This window comes from Chitinophagaceae bacterium, from assembly GCA_016717285.1.
Lineage (GTDB): Bacteria > Bacteroidota > Bacteroidia > Chitinophagales > UBA10324 > JACCZZ01.
In genome coordinates, this window is the sequence record JADKFU010000004.1 from 675,332 (window position 1) to 693,031 (window position 17,700).

A 17,700-nucleotide genomic window follows, 5' to 3' on the forward strand; every position below is an offset into this window, starting at 1 on the left:
AATTTCGTTTCTCGTAAATTTTTAGGTGTCTTGCCGGTAATCTGATGTCCGGTTATAATTTCAAATTTAATTGGAACCATGTTAAAGAAACTGAAAAAACCACTGCTGATTGCTGCCATTGCATTAACCGCAATAGTTCCCATTGCGGCAACTACCAATAGCTACTTTGAGATCTCTAAGAACCTCGACATTTTCGCCACACTTTATAAAGAAGTCAACACTTACTATGTAGATGATGTGGAACCTGCCAAGTTTATGCGTACAGGTATCGACGCCATGCTTGAAACTCTTGACCCTTATACCAATTATATTTCTGAGGCTGATATTGAAGGATACCGCTTTCAAACCACCGGCAAATACGGTGGGATAGGAGCATTGATCCGAAAATCAGGTGACCTGATAGTTATTTCAGAACCCTATCAGAATTATCCGGCCAACAAAGCAGGTCTGCTGGCTGGCGATGTGATTATTGAAGTAGATGGAAAAACTACCAAAGGAAAAGATGTGGATGATATCAGTAAAATTCTGAAAGGAACTCCGGGAACAGAAGTTAAACTGTTGATTCAGCGTCCGGGAGAAAAAAGTGAAATACTAAAAACACTGGAACGGGAAGAAATCAAAATCAGCAGTGTTTCTTATTCAGGCATGCTCAATAGCGATATCGGCTATATACGTCTCGATCAGTTTACTGAAGGTTGTGGCCAGGAAGTGGAAAATGCATTAAAGGAACTTAAAACAAAAAATCAATTGAAAGCCATCGTGCTGGATCTGAGAGGAAATCCGGGTGGCTTGTTGAATGAAGCAGTAAACGTATCCAACATATTTATTGATAAGGGAAATGAAATCGTAAGCACCCGTGGCAAAGTGAAGGAGTGGGATAAAGTATTTTATGCGATAGATGCAGCGGTGGATATTAAGATACCGCTCGCTATTCTCACCAATAGTGGTTCTGCTTCAGCTTCAGAAATTGTTTCAGGAACCATTCAGGATTATGATCGCGGCGTAATAGTAGGACAAAAAACATTTGGCAAAGGATTGGTTCAAACAACGCGTCCTCTGAGTTATGGAACACAGCTAAAAGTTACAACAGCCCATTATTTCACTCCCAGCGGACGTTGCATTCAGGCGCTTGACTATGCGCACCGGAATGAAGATGGCAGTGTTGGTAAAATACCGGATTCCCTTAAAACAGCATTTAAAACAAAAAGCGGCAGAACTGTTTATGATGGTGGCGGTGTGGATCCTGATTTTAAGACCGAGGCTGAAAAACTTGCCCCGATTGCTTTTAGTCTTGTTGACAAAGGTCTTGTGTTTGACTTTGCCACTCAGTACCGTTTAAAGCATCAGACGCTTGCAAAACCAATGGAGTTTCATCTTACGGATGCGGACTTTAATGAATTCATCGCTTATATCAGCGATAAAGAATATGATTACTCTACCAAGACAGAGGAAAAATTGAAAGCCTTGCAGGAGGCAGCGGAAAAGGAAGATTATTGGGAAGGAATTCATGATCAGTTTTCAGCGCTGAAAAATTCAATGATGCATGACAAAGAACATGATTTGCAAAAAAACAAAGCACAAATCATTGAATTGCTGGAAGAAGAAATTGCCAGCCGTTATTATTACAAAAACGGACGCCTTGAAGCAGGGCTGAAGAGTGATCCTGATGTGAAAAAAGCTATTGAAGTGCTGACCAATCAAGATGAATATAACAAGGCCCTCACTGCACAAAAATAAATGAGAAGTAGTTTTTTTTAAAAAGCTGCTGAAATTTTTCAGCAGCTTTTTTATTGATAGCAACTACTGTTTTTTTAAATTTCTGCCCGTTCTGTCAGTGATAATTTAATTTTGTGTTGTATTATTTGATTTGCCTGAAAAAATAATTGTCTTTTAACTAAAAATAAACGATCCATTGCCATGCAAAAAAACACGGTCATCCTACTGTTTTTACTATCTTTTTCATTCAATTCAATATTTGCCGGACCGTCAGACTCCCTATTGGAGAATCATCTTAAAGAACACATTTACTTTCTCGCTTCCGACAAACTTGAAGGACGAAATACCGGTTCCAAAGGAGAGCAGGAAGCGTACAAGTATCTGATACGTCAATACAAATCATGGGGTCTGCTGCCCAAAGGTGAACAAGGATACCTGCAGTCATTCAACTTTACGTATGGGAAAAAATGAGCGGCAAAAATCAATTGGCGATCAACGGAGTAACCATGAAGTTGAATGAAGATTTTTATCCTGTTAATGCATCCGGTAATGGCAAAGCTGAAGGTAAAATTGTGGATGTCGGGTTTGGAATTGTTGCTCCTGCTATAGGATATGACAGTTATAAAAATCTCTCCAATCTTAAAGGCAGCATTTATCTGATGGAATGCAGCACACCAGATGGTGACGATGCACATTCAAAATATGGTCCTTTTTCAGATTTGAAAACGAGGATCGAAAATGCGAAGAGCAAAGGCGCAATCGCGGTAATCTTGACGAATACGCTTTCGAATGCTGAAGATCTGAAAGCCAATCTTGATATCAATTCTCCAACAGCGGATCTTCCTGTGATCTTTATCAAATCAACAGCGCTTAAAAGCAACTGGCGCGCGGAATTTAATGTTGCTGAACTTTCAACAAATTTAGACAGGCTGACAATTACTGGTCATAACGTAGCGGCATTTATTGACAACGACGCTCCTCAAACAGTAGTGATTGGAGCGCATTTCGATCATTTAGGATATGGAGAATATGGCAATTCACTTTATCGTGGCGAGCCCGCCATTCATAACGGGGCTGATGATAACGCAAGTGGAACGGCCGGTGTATTGGAACTCGCCAGGTATTTTCAAACCAATGGCGTTAAAGAAAAAAGCAATTATTTGTTTTTGAATTTTTCAGGAGAGGAACTGGGATTGGTTGGGTCTAAGTATTGGGTGCAACATTCCACGATTGATACCTCATCAATAACGTATATGGTAAATATGGATATGATAGGACGTTACAATGGTGAAAAGGGAATGGAGATAAGTGGCCTGGGCACTTCTCCTGATGCATTTAATTTTATCAGAACGCTTGCGTTCAAGGATCTTAAATTCAAATTGGGAGAAAACGGAACCGGACCATCTGATCATACTTCTTTCTATTATGCAAATATCCCGGTGTTAAATTTTTTCACCGGCACACATGAAGATTATCATAAACCCACAGATGACGCAGACAAAATTAATTATACGGCCGAGGCGTCAATTGTACAACTCATTGAGTCTATTGTGCTTGACCTGGACAATACAGGGCCACTTCCTTTTTTAAAAACAAAGGAAACAGACAACAGCGATATTCCACAGTTTAAGGTGAGGCTGGGGATTATTCCTGACTATCTTTATGATGGAACAGGCTTGCGTGTTGATGGAGTTGATGAAGGAAAAACGGCAGCGATGGCAGGAATCAAGAAGGGAGACATCATTCTCGCAATTGGAGATTATCAGGTCGCTGACATCATGGCATATATGAAAGCGCTTGCTGCTTTTCAAAAAGGTGACATTACTACTATTATTGTAAAGCGGGGAGATGTGAATGTGGAATTAAAAGCTACTTTTTAAGGGCATTCACAATTTCAGTTTATAATTATACAAGTGGGTATTATTTTATCTTTCTGTTTTTTATAAATTGATTTTTCAGTCGCTTTATGGTTTATCCATCAGGCTCAAAGAATCAAAATCATTCTCCATTAACAAAGGTTAGCGGACAATCATGGCATCAACATTACTATTACATATTGAAACATCGTCTCCTGTTTGTTCTGTTGCCCTTAGCAGAAGCGGGACATTGATTGCATTGAAAGAGTTAGCAGGCAATGCCAATCATGCCGCCATGCTTACCATGATAATAGATCAGTTAATGAATGAGTCAAAGATTGAAATGAAAGCATTGGACGGTATTGCTTTGAGTGCCGGTCCCGGTTCCTATACCGGACTACGCATTGGAGCTGCCACAGCAAAGGGACTTTGTTTCGCCCTTGATAAGCCGTTAATTGCCGTTGATTCTTTACAGTCTCTGGCGGTTGGCATGAGCAGTATCCAAAAGAATTCAACACTGGTATTTTGCCCAACCATAGATGCCAGGAGAGATGAAATATATTATGGTTTATACCTTCAAGACGGCACTGTAATGCAGTCCTCCACAAACATTATTCTTACTGCTGATTTCATGAAGCGTCAATTGGTAGATAAAACAATTGTAATAGGAGGAAGCGGGGCAATAAAGTGCAAGAAGATTGCAACGGATCGTCTTTTTCAAATTGATCTTTCAACCACTCCTTCTGCAACATGGATGATAAGGCTGGCAGAAAAGCAATTTGTGATGGGGAATTTCAGTGATCCTGTTTACTTTGAACCGAATTATATAAAACCAGCATTTATTTCAAGCTCCAGGGTTATTCTGTAATTCAAATAGCCATTTTACCTGTAATCCTGTCACAACTATAATATTATCATATCACTTGATGATCGTTAACTGTAGCCTGTTCAGCCTCTAAATTTGCCTATTGAACATTAATTAAATCAATTTCAGATCTAATATATATTCACAACACCGTTATTTGCATTTTTAAAGAAAATATTAAAACCCTTCGGCATTGAATTTGTTAACCATATGTGCCTTTATTTTTTCTCAACCTAATTAAACTTTTTTAAACATGGCTAAAGCAGTTCCTGAACTAACTCTCGTTTCAAAAAACGGAAGTTCAAAATCACCCGTAAAAATAGATTATAGCGCCCTGAAAAAGGCCGCTGGCGTACTTCGCGCAGTAAATCATAAACTCCGTCAATCGATGATCAAGATGTTAGAAGATCAGGGAAAAATGACGGTAACTGAAATCTATGTTAAGTTACGCCTTGAACAGTCAGTAGCATCACAACATCTTGCCATTCTGCGTAATGCTGATGTTGTTCAAACAGAACGCGACGGTAAGTTTATCTACTATTCATTAAATGAGGATCGCATTGCTGAACTGGCTGATCTTGTAGAAGAACTTGCGAATTAACTGATAACGGATTAACAAAAATCGGCTGTCCCCATATTCGGGCCGGCCGATTTTGTTTATTATGACTCACCAAAAGGTAAAAAATATGTTTTTTTACTACCTTTCAGCCGACGATTGAAAATTGATAGTATTTTACCTAAACTATTTATGATTCTTTTCGTTATACGTGTGAATTTCAAAAACCAAAAAGACAAATGGCTGAAACATTATTGCTTGATTACGCATTAGCAAAAAAGGGATTGAGCAGGATTAAGGCATTGGCACATCCTTTACGACTTTCCATTATTGCCTTTATCGATAAGAATGGAGAGATCAATGTAAATAAGATTTACCGCTCGCTGAGACTGGAACAATCTATTACTTCGCAACATCTGAAAATACTTCGTACTGCTGAACTTGTAAAATATCGTAGGGATGGCAAGCGTATTTTCTATTCAATTCATTACGCTAATATTAAGCAACTCATGAACATCGTCAGAAAGTTCGATTAGAAAAAGTGATATCTTCGCGCAGGAAAACAGGCTTTAAAATACCTGTCATCCTGCGATCTCATGACAGTTGAGCAACTTTACACCAATTGCCTTTCTGAAGCGGCTTATTTTATTGAATCAAATGGCGAAGCTGCTGTAATTGATCCTTTAAGGGATTATCAGGCTTATATTGCATTGGCCGCTCAAAAGGGAGTTACCATTAAGTATATTTTCGAAACGCACTTTCATGCCGACTTCGTTTCTGGTCATATAGACCTTGCTAACAAAACAGGAGCTCCAATAATATACGGACCTGAAACTGTAACGAACTATCCGGTTACCGTTGCGGCAAATCACCAACATTTTAAGATTGGAGCAATTGAAATTGAAGTGATGCATACACCAGGACATACTCCTGAATCTACCTGCTATTTGTTGCGCGATGAATCCGGAGAACCGCATTGCATTTTTACAGGAGACACATTATTTGTTGGTGATGTAGGAAGGCCGGATTTATTTGGCGCCACTATTACCAAAGAAGAGATGGCTTCACGTATGTTTGATTCGCTGAATGAAGTGAAAAAATTACCCGATCATGTAATTGTGTATCCGGCTCACGGGCCAGGCTCGTCCTGCGGAAAAAATATTGGAAAAGAAACCTGGAGCACAATAGGAGTTCAGAAAAAGTTGAATTACGCATTGCAGGATCTGTCAAGGGACGAGTTTATAAAAGCAATTACTTCAGGTCTCTCGAAGCCGCCGCAATATTTTCCATTGAATGCCAGGATCAACAGGCTGGGCTATTCATCGCTGGATGATGTTTTACAAAAAAGCATGCGCCCAATGACTGCAGAAGAATTTGCCGTTGAAATGAAAAAAGGAACGCTGGTGATCGATACGCGCCACGAAAATATTTTTGAAAAGGGATTTGTTCCCGGTTCAATATTTATCGGATTGAATGGAAGGTTTGCAGAATGGGTAGGTACCTTAATCAGTATGGATGAACCTGTTTTACTGGTAACAGAAACAGGCAAAGAAGAGGAAACCATTATTCGCATGGCAAGAGTGGGATACGACAATGTAATTGGCTTTCTGGAAGGCGGGTTTGATGCATGGAAGGACGCGGGTAAAGAATTTGACATGGTGATTTCAATAGATGCAGATGAGTTTAACCTCGACTATAAACATGATGATTTACGCGTAGTTGATGTGCGTAAAGAAAGTGAATATGAGTCCGGTCATGTTGCAGGTGCTGTGAATGTTGTGCTCCAACAACTGGACGAACAGGTAAGCAAGCTGGAGGATAAAGAAGAAGCCCTGTATGTTCACTGCCTCGGTGGTTATCGTTCTATGATTGCGGCATCGCTGCTCAAACGGAAGGGTTATCATCAACTGAAAAATATTACAGGAGGCTGGCAGGCAATTTCCAAAACAGACGTTGCAATTGAATTGCCCAAATTTTCTGTCTCCTGATATTTACCCGAATTAATATCGGGTTATAAATTCACTTCTCGTTGTCGTATTCCCAAAGAGATTTGTCATGCGTTCAATTCTTATGAATTGATGTAGGTTGCCCTGGACTTTTGTATCTTATGCAAAGAATAATATTTCATGAGCAAAAAAACAAAACGGCGTATCAGAAATGTAGTGCTGGCGATTATTGCTTTATTGCTATTGTCTGTTGCAGGAGGGTATGTGCTTGCACAGGTTTACAAGAAAGAAATCCTGGAAGCCGTAAATAAATCGGTGAATGAAAAAATCAGCGGGAAACTTGAGATTAAGGATATTGAATTCGCCATATTCAATCACTTTCCCAGTTTTTCACTGACACTGGAAGAAGCTGTACTCCGTGACTCTATGTATCCTGTTCATGGAGTGGAATTATTTCATGCAGAAAAAATTGTTCTTGAAATCGAGTTAAGCAAACTCCTGAGAGGTGAAGTGAATCTGCGAAGTATCACTATCACGAATGCGACGGTTTCGCTGGTTAAAATGAAGAATGGTTACAGCAATACCAGCATTATCAGGAAAAATACAGCACCTAAAGAAACGGATACTAAGTCATCACTCACCGCTACCATTGATAAAGTGTTTCTGAAAAATGTTGAGTTCAGCATGGTGGATTCCACAAAGAATAAATGGTTCAGGATTGGTTTTAAAGATGTGGGTCAGACTTTAAACATAACGCCGGAACATGTTAAATCAAAGTTGATTGGAACGATCTATTTCGGAGGACTGGCATTTAATGCAGATAAGGGAAGTTACTTAACGAACAAAACGGTTCACGTTAAATTATTCCTTGACTTTAATATTCCTGAAAAGCAATTGCAGATTAAATCCTCTACGCTGGAAATTGATAAAAACAATCTATTAGTCCGTGGCAGTTTTGCTTTCGGCGATACGTCACAAATGCACCTTGAAATAGATGCGCCAAGTATTACCGTGAAGCAGGCCAATTCTATTGTAACTCAACACATAGCTTCTAAGCTGCTTGCATTTAATTTTGAAAAGCCACTGACAGCCGCTATCAGAATTAATGGAAGGTTATATCCGGGCAGTAAACCTGCCGTAGATGTATTCTTCAAAACAGATGAGAATGTATTGATTATGAAAACCAAAACATTTACGGAGGTGAGTGCTTTAGGTTGGTTTCTGAATCATGTGGATTCCACGCAGATTAATGATGATCATAATTCACAGGTTATTTTGTCGAGATTTAACGCATCTCTATATGGCATTCCCTTACGATCGCAGGTTACCATTACAGATCTTATAAAACCGCACTTGCTGATGGAAGCAAAGGTAAATATGGCGTTGGAAGATATAAACGGAATTGTGGATACATCAAAGTTTGTTTTTAGCAGCGGACAGCTTGATGTTTCATTTAATTATGATGGCAAGCTGGTGGATTATGTTGATACTGTGAATCACCTTTTCCTGGCCAAAGTTAAAGGCCGGGTAAAGTTGAGTGATGCAAATTTATTGTATGTGCCTCATGGGTTTGAATTTTCAGCTGTGAATGCAAACATGACTTTCGGAGATTCGCTGTTAAATATCGACGAGCTTCGAATGAAGATCAACGACAATGCAATCAGTGTAACGGGGCAGATTATTCAATTTATCCCCTTCTTATTTGTTCCCGGACGATCACTGTTTGCAAATCTGATAGTGAACGCGGGATCGATTGATTTCAGCAATTTCACGGACGCGAACAAAAAGGCGGGGCATACACGGAAGAAAACTACTGCCCAAAAGAAGTCTTCACAAAAACAGATAAACCAATCAATTGATAATATCATAGGCACGATGGAAGCTGATGTTCTTCTGAGTGCAGAAAAAATTGTTTCAGGAAAATTTACGGCAACTAATCTCGGAGGTCATATTCTGCTTTCAGATGATTATCTCAAATTCAAAGATATTAAGATGACTGCATCTGAAGGTGTTTTTGGTTTGAACGGAAGCATTACCGGTTTGCAACAGGCACCCTATCAGATGGCGATCGCTGCTTCTGTTGACAATGCAGATATCAGCAGCTTATTTTATTCCTTCAACAATTTCAATCAAAAAGTTATTACACATGAAAATCTGAAAGGACGGCTTACGAGCAACGTCACTTTCAGCAGCCAGTTGAAGAAAAATTATTCAATAGATCCGAAATCAATGAATGGAAAAGTCGTGCTTTCAATCAAAAACGGAGCACTCATCAATATCGACGGTCTTGATAGGATTTCAGAATATGTTTTTAAAAACCGTGATTTCAACCACATCGAATTTGCGCAACTAAAAGATACCATCTGGTTAAAAGGGCAGCAATTAACCTATTCGCGCATGCAAATTCAATCTAATGTAGCAACGCTATATACCGAAGGCACTTATGGTTTTGATGGCGGCACGGATATCAGCGTTCAGATTCCATTGAGCAACCTGAAGAAGCGTGATAAAGACTACAAGCCCACCAATGTTGCGGCAGATACAAAATTAGGCGCCAGTATTTTTCTTCGCGCACGTGAAGATTCAGATGGGAAGATTCAGATTGCCTATGATCCGTTGAAGCATTATTATAAAGACAAAGGGTTATCAACTGACAGCATAAAAAATGCAATGGATGAATCCACCGACGAAGACGATTCTACAAATAAGAAAATTAAGAAGAAGCAAAAGAAGGAATAGTATAAAATTAAACAGCCAACGAGAGATATGGAGAGCTATTCGTATTGTTCGATCCGATATCACGAAAGTATTTTCATGATAAGAAAACTGCAAAGCGGAACTTGAAACGATACCGCTGAGGTTATTGCACCGCCAATTTTTCCACAAGCATAGTTCCATTGAAAGTAACTTTCACAAAATAAAGTCCGGAAGGAAGAGCTGTTGTATTGATCGAAAAAGTATGTGTTCCTTCGTGAAGGCTGGAAAAAGATAATTCCCTGATCGTGACTCCTTGCATGGAACACAATTGAAGTGTAGTAAGTGGTGAAGGCACAGTCAAAAACAACTGAGCTACAGTAGTTCCGGATGAAGGATTAGAAAGCAGCAGCAGTGAATTATGATCTGTATTTGAATCTGCAATTCCCACCGAATAATTATTGAATCCGGGTGTTGGCCCGGGTAGAATACCAAAAGGCCCTGTTCCGTTGGGTAATCTGCCAACAGAAATGTCTGCTGTCTGCAATCCAAAACTATAGGTATCAATTGCGGCAAAGTATTCTTCTGCTGACGCGAATAAACCAATTTGTTCTCCATCAGCATTCAAACTGAAATCTGCATGATAAGCTCCCTGTTCCGGATCATTGTCGGTCCATAACAGGATGTAATGATCACCATCAAGAGTAACTGCCGGTAACCTCCACTTGGAAGGATTCTGAAGATCATCACTGATGTATTTGTTACCGAGATAAACTGATTCCGTTCCGGCATTATACAATTCAACATAATCATCAAACTCACCTGCATTATCACCTATCACCGTGTTATTTGCTGCAAGAAATTCATTGATGAAAATAGCAGGAGGTTCAAATCCTATTTTCATACTGAAGTCGCCGCAAACCGGAAAACGTGAAACAAGACTATTGTTATCCGTTGCCTGAAAATGATAGTACAAATAACCATTGGCTGTTGCGGGTGGCAATTGCACGCCGAATATTGCATCGTCTGCTTCGCCGTCATTATGTAATCCGTCATCATATAAAGTAGCTTGTGTGAATGTCAGCGAATCAAAGCTGGAATAGATTTTTACATTGCTCATCGCTACATCATCAAATGAAGTAACCATCACAAAAATATCTTCACCCACTTCAGGTAACTGCGGAAGATGATGTTCCTCACGCAATACAGGAGCGATGTTGTTCAATACCAGTTGAGTTTGTGCATTGCTTTTAAAAGCAGTAATAAAATTCTTAACACCATAAGGAGTATGTCCATCAATATCGTTGGTATTAAACGAATTCAAAAAATCTTCATCTGTATAACCATAATCGAATACTTTAAACTCATCTTCCAATGCAGCATCAGTAATAAGATTTTTCATGCTATCGATGTGAGGACCGATAGTAACAGGATTTAAAACCGTATTGACCAGCAGGTTGAGATAATAACTATACCGGTCTTTATATTCAGGAACATCAAGCAACCGTGTTACCAATGGTCTTTCGGCAGCATTTTCCCATTCGTAAATGGAACGTGCCGTCCAGTCGATGCCAATCCAATCCACACCAAAAGTGTTGTCGCAATCGTAAGCAATAAATTCCATCTGATCAGTAAATGGATTGTGATAGAGGTAATAATTGTTTTTGTTGAAAGCATAATCGTCCCAGTTTCCTGACGCCACATCCATGCAATAAGCGCGAAGAAAAGCTTCCACATCAAAGACTTTTTCTAATTCACAAGGCAGATCAGCTAACGGCGTTTGGTTGAGAATCGTGATGAAGTTTACAAGGTCAGTATAATCATCGGCTGATGGATTGTTTTGCAGGTCATACGCCCTGCCTCCGGTTACTGCTGAAGATTCAATGGATTTATAATCATCCTGATCAGCTCCTTCGTAAGTGAGATCCGATGGATAGGTGCACTTGTAAAGGTTGCCGCTGTTATCACCGAAACGTTCTTTACACCAGATCTCATCCATCTCTTCGATGTTGGTGTACAGACCATAGTAATCATTGTTGATATAGAGCCGGACAAATGAACTTCTTCTGGCCGGAAGGTCGAATTTATTCCAGGCATCATAATACAATTTTTCACGCACCATGCTGGGATCATTGTGAGAACCATTCAGGTTTATTTTTTCATGATTCTCATATTTTCTGCCCGGATCGTAAGTGTTGAAAGATATTTTGAAAGATTTTTTGGCTGAATAACGGGATGAATTTCCACGCAGGCGGAAGCCGGTATTTTCCAAAGTGTCACGTTGTACACCGTCATCATAAATAAATTGCACATTGTATTCATGGTTGCTTTCCACATCGGTGTACAATTCCAAAAGCGAATCCGTATTCATGGTAATGAATATGCTGTTCACTTTTGATTCATCAAATAATGGATTGAATGGCAGTGACTGCGATTGTGAGGTAATTGCTGCAAGGAACAGCAGTAAAAAGATGGAAGGAGATCTCAAGTGAATGGGAATAAGATAGTAAAGTTAGCTGTTCCGAAGGAAAGCATGTTCAAAAAGATTGCTGCTGCAATGGAGCAGATGCCCGATTAAAAAAAAGATGAACAACATTGGTTGGAGAAATAAATTGATACCATCATCTCATCACTACCACCTTTCCTGAAGCAATGGTAGCGTTGAAATTTCTTACTGTGTAACAATAAACACCACTTTCAAAATCACGCACCGGCAAAATGAGTTTGTTATTTCCTTTCAATATTGAATAGCAACGGCTGATGGTTCCATTCAGATTTGTAAGGATCAGTTGAGAAGGTTGCTGCATTTGATATTGAATAATTATTGGTTCATTCATTATCAACGCAGGAATAATAAAGCAATCATTTTGAACAGCAGTGGCAGTGCCTGTGCTGAAAGTACTGTCGGGCGTATATTCCCACCAATCGTGATAGTAGCCAACGGCTTCACCCATTCCCATGTAGCCCTTCGTCAGAATATCCAATCCTGTTCCGAATGCGCGTGGCGCACCCGGGAAATCTTCCTTCGCTGTCCATACATCGCTGAGTTGATCCCATTCCCAGAAATCACTGAACCATGTTTGCTGATTACTTCCTCCGCCAATATATCCTTTGTCTTTCAATCCGAAACCCGAACAGGCATCCTGGCCATTGCCGGGATAATCTGCTTTCTGCGTCCATATTTCCGACTCAGGATTGTATTCGTAGAAGTCGGAATACAATGTTGCTGCAAAAGAACCCACACCAATATATCCGTATCCGGAAACAGCAAAAGCCACACATTCATAGCGTGGTTCGCCGGGGAAATCTGGTTTTTGCGACCACGTATCTGTCATCGGATTATACGCCCAGAAATCATTCAGGTAACCTGCATCACCCACACCTGTTCCAACGTAACCGGTATTGGCAACGGAAAAGCCCGCAGCGTATCTTCTTGCTACCGGCATTGATGCAACCTGCGTCCACGAATTGTTTTGCGGATCATAAGACCAGAAATCTGCAGTGTTGAAATTATTGTTTACATCATAACCGGTTCCGACAAATCCTTTATCACCGACAGCGAAGGCAACACCTGCAAATCGTGCGGTACCACCAAAGTCTGCTTTCTGTGTCCATACATCAGCCGCAGGATCGTATTCCCAGAGATCTTTGTAAAAGTTATTGTTATAACCCAGGCCCATGTATCCTTTGCTGCCAATCGAAAATGCCATGGATGATCTTCTGGCGGTTCCACCAAAATCTAATTTTTGTGTCCAGGATTGTGCAAATGAAAATGCGGTAAGGAGGACAAACAGTATGGAAACGGAAAGTGGTTTCATAAGCAGAATTTTAAAAAAATCATGAATGAAGAAAAACGTTGAAGGAAATTTTCCGAAAATCTTTCTCCCTTCATTTCTTAATCATCAGCTCGCCGATAAACTTCACCGGCGCGCTTCCATAACTCAGAAATTTTTCGTGAAAATCTTTTAATGAATAAGCACTTCCCTGCTGTTGTTTGTACTTTTCACGCAGTGCATTGATCTCTGTGCTGCCGGTAAAATAGGAACACAACTGAACCTGCGAAACCTTTGCACGATGATATTTTTCTTCCACCTGCGCACTTTCCTGAAATGCTTCTTTCGTAAGCAGGTTCACAAAATCTTCTTTTGAATAATCGGTGCATTGCATGTTGTAGTCAATGATCACGTTGCAGCATTCGCGCAAGCTCCACTTGTAAAACATGAGCCACATTTCAGGGTCGTCGTTTTTCCAGCCGTTGTCCAGCATCATGCGTTCAGTGTATACGGCCCATCCTTCCACCATGGCGCCATTGGCAAAAACTGCTTTTAATATATCCGGTGACTTGCTGTTGTAAACTCCTTGCAGGCAATGACCGGGAATTCCTTCGTGAATAGATAAAATGGAAAGCATCCAATCATTGTTTTCGCGCAACTGGCTTTCAGCATGTTCACGAGGCACAGCAGTAAGATCAGCAATGTTGTAGTAGGTGACCGCATTTTTTTGATAGGGAGGAGTCTGACTGGCGCTGGCCAATGAAACGCCGCTCATGTAAGCCGGCATGATGCGAACCTGCAAAGGATAAGCAGTATCGTAATTGAATAAGTCTTGCCGGATAATGAATCGTTCGAGCGCATTGATTTGCATTTTGATTGTGTCTACAAAATGTTCCGGCGCGGCATGGTGCAGTGAAACGGCATCAATCACTGTTTTTATCAACAATAAACTGTCAGCAGGTTTCTCTTTCGTTCCACAGTATTTTGACCAGAGTTGATTGGCAATGTCAAACATCGCATGGTGATAATTGTTTTTTGCGGCCATTGCCTGCTGAAAAATTTCCTTCGGTGAATAATCAGTTACGATGTCGTATTTAAATTTTCGGTTGAATAAATCCTCCCCAATCCGGAAACTTCTGAACTGCATATTTTTATCTGCGAGCATACCATTCAATGCAGCAACATAATTTTTAATAGCTGCAAGCGTACGATCAACGCGTTTCTGTAGCGTATCCTTTTCCGTTTGTGCAAGTGTTGATACATTGATGGAATCGGTGAGTGAGGCTCCGAAAATATCTTGTCCTCCGGAATTCTGATGGATAGCGAGTTCCGTATATTCTCTGGTCGGTTGATGGATCATTTGTAAAGCAGCATCAAAATATTGATCAGCATGTTGCAGGTGTTGGGACAATATTTTCATCCGTTCATTCAGCGGCGCATAATCCTGGTGGATGATTTCATAACATTCATTGCTGAGATTGTAAGATGAAGGATCCCATTGCTGCATTTTGAAAGTATCAATGTACCAGATGGTGCTGCGGAGCTGGTTTTCGATGATCTTGAAATCAATCTTGTTTTTATCGGAAAGCCGGTCATAGTTGAATTGCTTCAATGAATCGAGATACTGTTTTGAAAACAGCACATCGCCGGCAAATGCCGCGTTATCCGGAACTTTCAGCAATTCATAATATTTGCCATAGCCGATGCTGATGGCTGCTGCCGGATTTTGTTTCCAGTAAGCATCTAAAAAGCGAGTGCTGAATGCATCGAATGATAAACCTGATTTATCTGTTGTCACCTTTTCTTGTGGCGCATTGCATGAAAATAAAAACAGGAAGATGATGCAGCAATAAATGGTGAATCCGGTAATGACAGACATTGTGCTTTTCAACATGAATTATTTTTTTAAGAGCAATGATAAAGGTAGATAATTCATGCAGGATCAGGTTGGTGAATAGTGCCATTTGTTTTACCGGAATTTTCATTTAAAAAAACCCTTACACGGCGATGATAATCCGGAATACTATTTTTTAAACAACCGCTTATGCATTATAATCGCAGGCGTCCTTAATATTATTTCCGAAGTAGTATCTTTCCGCCATTCATTTTTAAAAATATCGGAACGCCATTTCTTATTTATTCAAACAAAAATCAACACCAAATATTCTACAATAAAATATGGACGCATTTAAAATTGAAGGCGGTGCCAGGCTAAACGGCACGATTGTTCCGCAAGGCGCAAAGAATGAAGCGTTGCAGATATTATGCGCAACACTGCTCACCGATCAGAAAGTAGTGATCTCCAACATTCCTGATATCAGCGATGTAAACCTGCTGATCGCTTTGCTGGCTGATTTTGGTGTGGAAGTGAAATCGATTAGTGAAGGAAAATATTCTTTCCGTGCAAAAAATATCAACCTCGATTTTCTTTACACGAAAGAATATGCAAAGAAAGCATCGAAGCTACGCGGATCGATTATGATTCTCGGTCCTTTGCTGGCAAGATTTAAGAAGGCGTTCATCCCGCGTCCCGGCGGTGATAAGATTGGAAGAAGAAGATTGGATACACACTTTCTTGGTTTTGAAAAGTTAGGGGCGAAGTTTCATTTTGATGTGAAGGACAATTCCTTTACGGTAGATGCTTCAGAGCTGAAGGGAACCTATATGGTGCTGGATGAAGCTTCCGTAACAGGAACGGCGAACGTAGTGATGGCTGCATGTCTTGCGAAAGGAACGACCACCGTTTTTAATGCAGCCTGTGAACCATATGTGCAGCAACTCTGCAAAATGCTTATCAGCATGGGTGCAAAAATTGCAGGAGTAGGAAGCAACCTGTTAAAGATAAGAGGTGTGGAATCGTTGGGTGGATGTGAACACCGCATGCTCAGTGACATGATTGAAGTAGGCAGTTTCATTGGGCTTGCAGCCATGACGCAATCAGAACTGCTGATAAAAAATGCGCAACCCGAACACCTCGGAATCATTCCGCAGACTTTTGAAAAGCTCGGCATTCAGATGGAGATTCGCGGCGAGGACATTTTTATACCGGAACAGGCTACTTATAAGATTCAGCCATTCATCGACGGCAGTGTGCTCACCATTGCAGACGCCACATGGCCCGGATTAACACCGGATTTACTGAGTGTGCTACTCGTTGTAGCAACGCAAGCGAAAGGTACTGTGCTCATCCACCAGAAAATGTTTGAGAGTCGCCTGTTTTTTGTCGACAAGCTGATTGACATGGGCGCGCAGATTATTCTTTGTGATCCGCACCGTGCAGCAGTGATTGGATTGAACCGTCAACAATCCTTGCGTGGCATCTCGATGACCTCACCGGATATTCGTGCCGGCGTTGCATTGCTGATTGCAGCGATGAGCGCCGAAGGTGTAAGCACTATTAACAACATCAACCAGATTGATCGCGGCTATCAGCGCATTGATGAAAGGTTGAATGCCTTAGGAGCGAAGATTAAGCGGGTGTGAAATAGGGTAGACATTGTTTAATTGTTGCATTGCTAAATTGCTTAATGGCTGGATGGTTATATGGCTGTACTGATCGCTTTTTACTTCTATGCAGGAAATTTAGCAAGTGCTATTGAAAAGTTAATTGCAACTGAACCATTTGGCCATGTAATCATCTTGCTGGTAATCCCTTTAAACATACAACCATAAAGCCATTTCAACCCAATTGAAAAATAAAAATCTCCTCATCGCTGCCGTTGTATTAATCATCATTGCAGTAGTAGTATACAAGATTTACGATTATTATAAAATTCTTGATTTCAGTAATGGCGATCAGATCGGGGAATTGATTTATCCGGATCCGGATGGAAAACCATTGGCACTTTCATCGCTGAAAGGAAAGGTTGTGCTGGTGCAGTTTTGGGCGGCATGGTGCGGGCCTTGCAGAATGGAGAACCGTGAGCTGGTGGAGATGTACCATCAATATCACACCGCGAAATTTGCGAAGGCGAATGGCTTTGATATCTATAGCATTTCGCTTGATTACAACAGAGGTTATTGGCTGCAAGCCATTCAGCAGGATGGTTTATTGTGGCCGAATCATGTAAGCACTTTGCAAGGCTGGAATTCTGAAGTGGCACAACGGTTTGGTGTGCGTTCGATTCCCGCCAACATATTGATTGACCAGGATGGAATGATTATCGGAAGTAATCTATTACCTTATCAGTTAAAAAAGATACTGGAGAAACGGTTGGCAAAATAATTTTGAAATTGCGGTTATTGAAATGGTTTTTTAATAGCAGTCATAATTATTTCGATCAGTCATAAAAGA

The 17,700-nt window shown here is 40.5% G+C and carries 13 protein-coding genes; 10 read left to right on the forward strand and 3 right to left on the reverse strand.

The features are described from left to right. Positions 1-78 precede the first annotated feature (78 nt). From IPO83_08010 to IPO83_08045, 8 genes are all read left to right on the forward strand, one after another. On the forward strand, positions 79-1,737 hold the full coding sequence (locus IPO83_08010) for a PDZ domain-containing protein (protein ID MBK9731220.1): 1,659 nt from the start codon (positions 79-81) through the stop codon (positions 1,735-1,737). Positions 1,738-1,917: 180 nt separating this feature from the next. Next, a complete protein-coding gene (locus tag IPO83_08015) occupies positions 1,918-2,187 on the forward strand; it encodes a hypothetical protein (GenBank protein ID MBK9731221.1) in 270 nt (89 codons plus the stop codon). Beyond that, a complete protein-coding gene (locus IPO83_08020) occupies positions 2,184-3,596 on the forward strand; it encodes a M28 family peptidase (protein MBK9731222.1) in 1,413 nt (470 codons plus the stop codon). The genes IPO83_08015 and IPO83_08020 overlap by 4 nt, the downstream gene beginning before the upstream one ends. A gap of 151 nt (positions 3,597-3,747) precedes the next feature. Beyond that, on the forward strand, positions 3,748-4,440 hold the full coding sequence (gene tsaB / locus IPO83_08025; GenBank protein ID MBK9731223.1) for a tRNA (adenosine(37)-N6)-threonylcarbamoyltransferase complex dimerization subunit type 1 TsaB: 693 nt from the start codon (positions 3,748-3,750) through the stop codon (positions 4,438-4,440). A 250-nt stretch (positions 4,441-4,690) separates the two neighbouring features. Further along, positions 4,691-5,038, forward strand: coding sequence for a helix-turn-helix transcriptional regulator (locus tag IPO83_08030; GenBank protein MBK9731224.1), 348 nt, complete (start codon positions 4,691-4,693; stop codon positions 5,036-5,038). A gap of 194 nt (positions 5,039-5,232) precedes the next feature. Continuing rightward, the gene (locus IPO83_08035) at positions 5,233-5,529 is read left to right on the forward strand and encodes a helix-turn-helix transcriptional regulator (protein ID MBK9731225.1); all 297 of its coding nucleotides are present in this window, start codon (positions 5,233-5,235) and stop codon (positions 5,527-5,529) included. Between the two features lie 60 nt (positions 5,530-5,589). After that, a complete protein-coding gene (locus IPO83_08040) occupies positions 5,590-6,981 on the forward strand; it encodes an MBL fold metallo-hydrolase (protein MBK9731226.1) in 1,392 nt (463 codons plus the stop codon). 138 nt (positions 6,982-7,119) lie between these two features. Beyond that, entirely contained in the window at positions 7,120-9,678 is a 2,559-nt protein-coding gene (locus tag IPO83_08045) for a hypothetical protein (protein ID MBK9731227.1), read from the forward strand. Between the two features lie 121 nt (positions 9,679-9,799). Here IPO83_08045 and IPO83_08050 read toward each other — a convergent pair whose 3' ends face one another. From IPO83_08050 to IPO83_08060, 3 genes are all read right to left on the reverse strand, one after another. Further along, entirely contained in the window at positions 9,800-12,121 is a 2,322-nt protein-coding gene (locus tag IPO83_08050; GenBank protein ID MBK9731228.1) for a CotH kinase family protein, read from the reverse strand. 133 nt (positions 12,122-12,254) lie between these two features. Continuing rightward, positions 12,255-13,451: a galactose oxidase gene (locus IPO83_08055; GenBank protein ID MBK9731229.1), complete on the reverse strand. Its 1,197-nt coding sequence runs from the start codon at positions 13,449-13,451 to the stop codon at positions 12,255-12,257. 70 nt (positions 13,452-13,521) lie between these two features. Further along, positions 13,522-15,300 carry a DUF885 domain-containing protein gene (locus IPO83_08060; GenBank protein ID MBK9731230.1) on the reverse strand — a complete coding sequence of 593 codons (1,779 nt, stop codon included), beginning with the start codon at positions 15,298-15,300 and terminating at the stop codon, positions 13,522-13,524. A 284-nt stretch (positions 15,301-15,584) separates the two neighbouring features. Between IPO83_08060 and murA the strand changes: the two genes are divergently transcribed. Further along, positions 15,585-16,889, forward strand: a complete 1,305-nt coding sequence (gene murA, locus IPO83_08065) for a UDP-N-acetylglucosamine 1-carboxyvinyltransferase (protein ID MBK9731231.1) — start codon at positions 15,585-15,587, stop codon at positions 16,887-16,889. 205 nt (positions 16,890-17,094) lie between these two features. Then, positions 17,095-17,631 (forward strand): TlpA family protein disulfide reductase, encoded by a 537-nt coding sequence (locus IPO83_08070; protein ID MBK9731232.1) that lies wholly within the window; start codon positions 17,095-17,097, stop codon positions 17,629-17,631. The last annotated feature ends 69 nt before the right edge of the window (positions 17,632-17,700 follow it).

Excerpts from the sequence above, each read along its gene's own strand:
- IPO83_08010 (MBK9731220.1), top strand. The coding sequence starts at position 79 with ATGTTAAAGAAACTGAAAAAACCACTGCTGATTGCTGCCATTGCATTA.
- IPO83_08040 (MBK9731226.1), top strand. The coding sequence starts at position 5,590 with ATGACAGTTGAGCAACTTTACACCAATTGCCTTTCTGAAGCGGCTTAT.
- IPO83_08060 (MBK9731230.1), bottom strand. The coding sequence starts at position 15,300 with ATGTTGAAAAGCACAATGTCTGTCATTACCGGATTCACCATTTATTGC.
- IPO83_08030 (MBK9731224.1), top strand. The coding sequence starts at position 4,691 with ATGGCTAAAGCAGTTCCTGAACTAACTCTCGTTTCAAAAAACGGAAGT.
- IPO83_08020 (MBK9731222.1), top strand. The coding sequence starts at position 2,184 with ATGAGCGGCAAAAATCAATTGGCGATCAACGGAGTAACCATGAAGTTG.
- murA (MBK9731231.1), top strand. The coding sequence starts at position 15,585 with ATGGACGCATTTAAAATTGAAGGCGGTGCCAGGCTAAACGGCACGATT.
- IPO83_08015 (MBK9731221.1), top strand. The coding sequence starts at position 1,918 with ATGCAAAAAAACACGGTCATCCTACTGTTTTTACTATCTTTTTCATTC.
- IPO83_08045 (MBK9731227.1), top strand. The coding sequence starts at position 7,120 with ATGAGCAAAAAAACAAAACGGCGTATCAGAAATGTAGTGCTGGCGATT.
- tsaB (MBK9731223.1), top strand. The coding sequence starts at position 3,748 with ATGGCATCAACATTACTATTACATATTGAAACATCGTCTCCTGTTTGT.
- IPO83_08035 (MBK9731225.1), top strand. The coding sequence starts at position 5,233 with ATGGCTGAAACATTATTGCTTGATTACGCATTAGCAAAAAAGGGATTG.
- IPO83_08055 (MBK9731229.1), bottom strand. The coding sequence starts at position 13,451 with ATGAAACCACTTTCCGTTTCCATACTGTTTGTCCTCCTTACCGCATTT.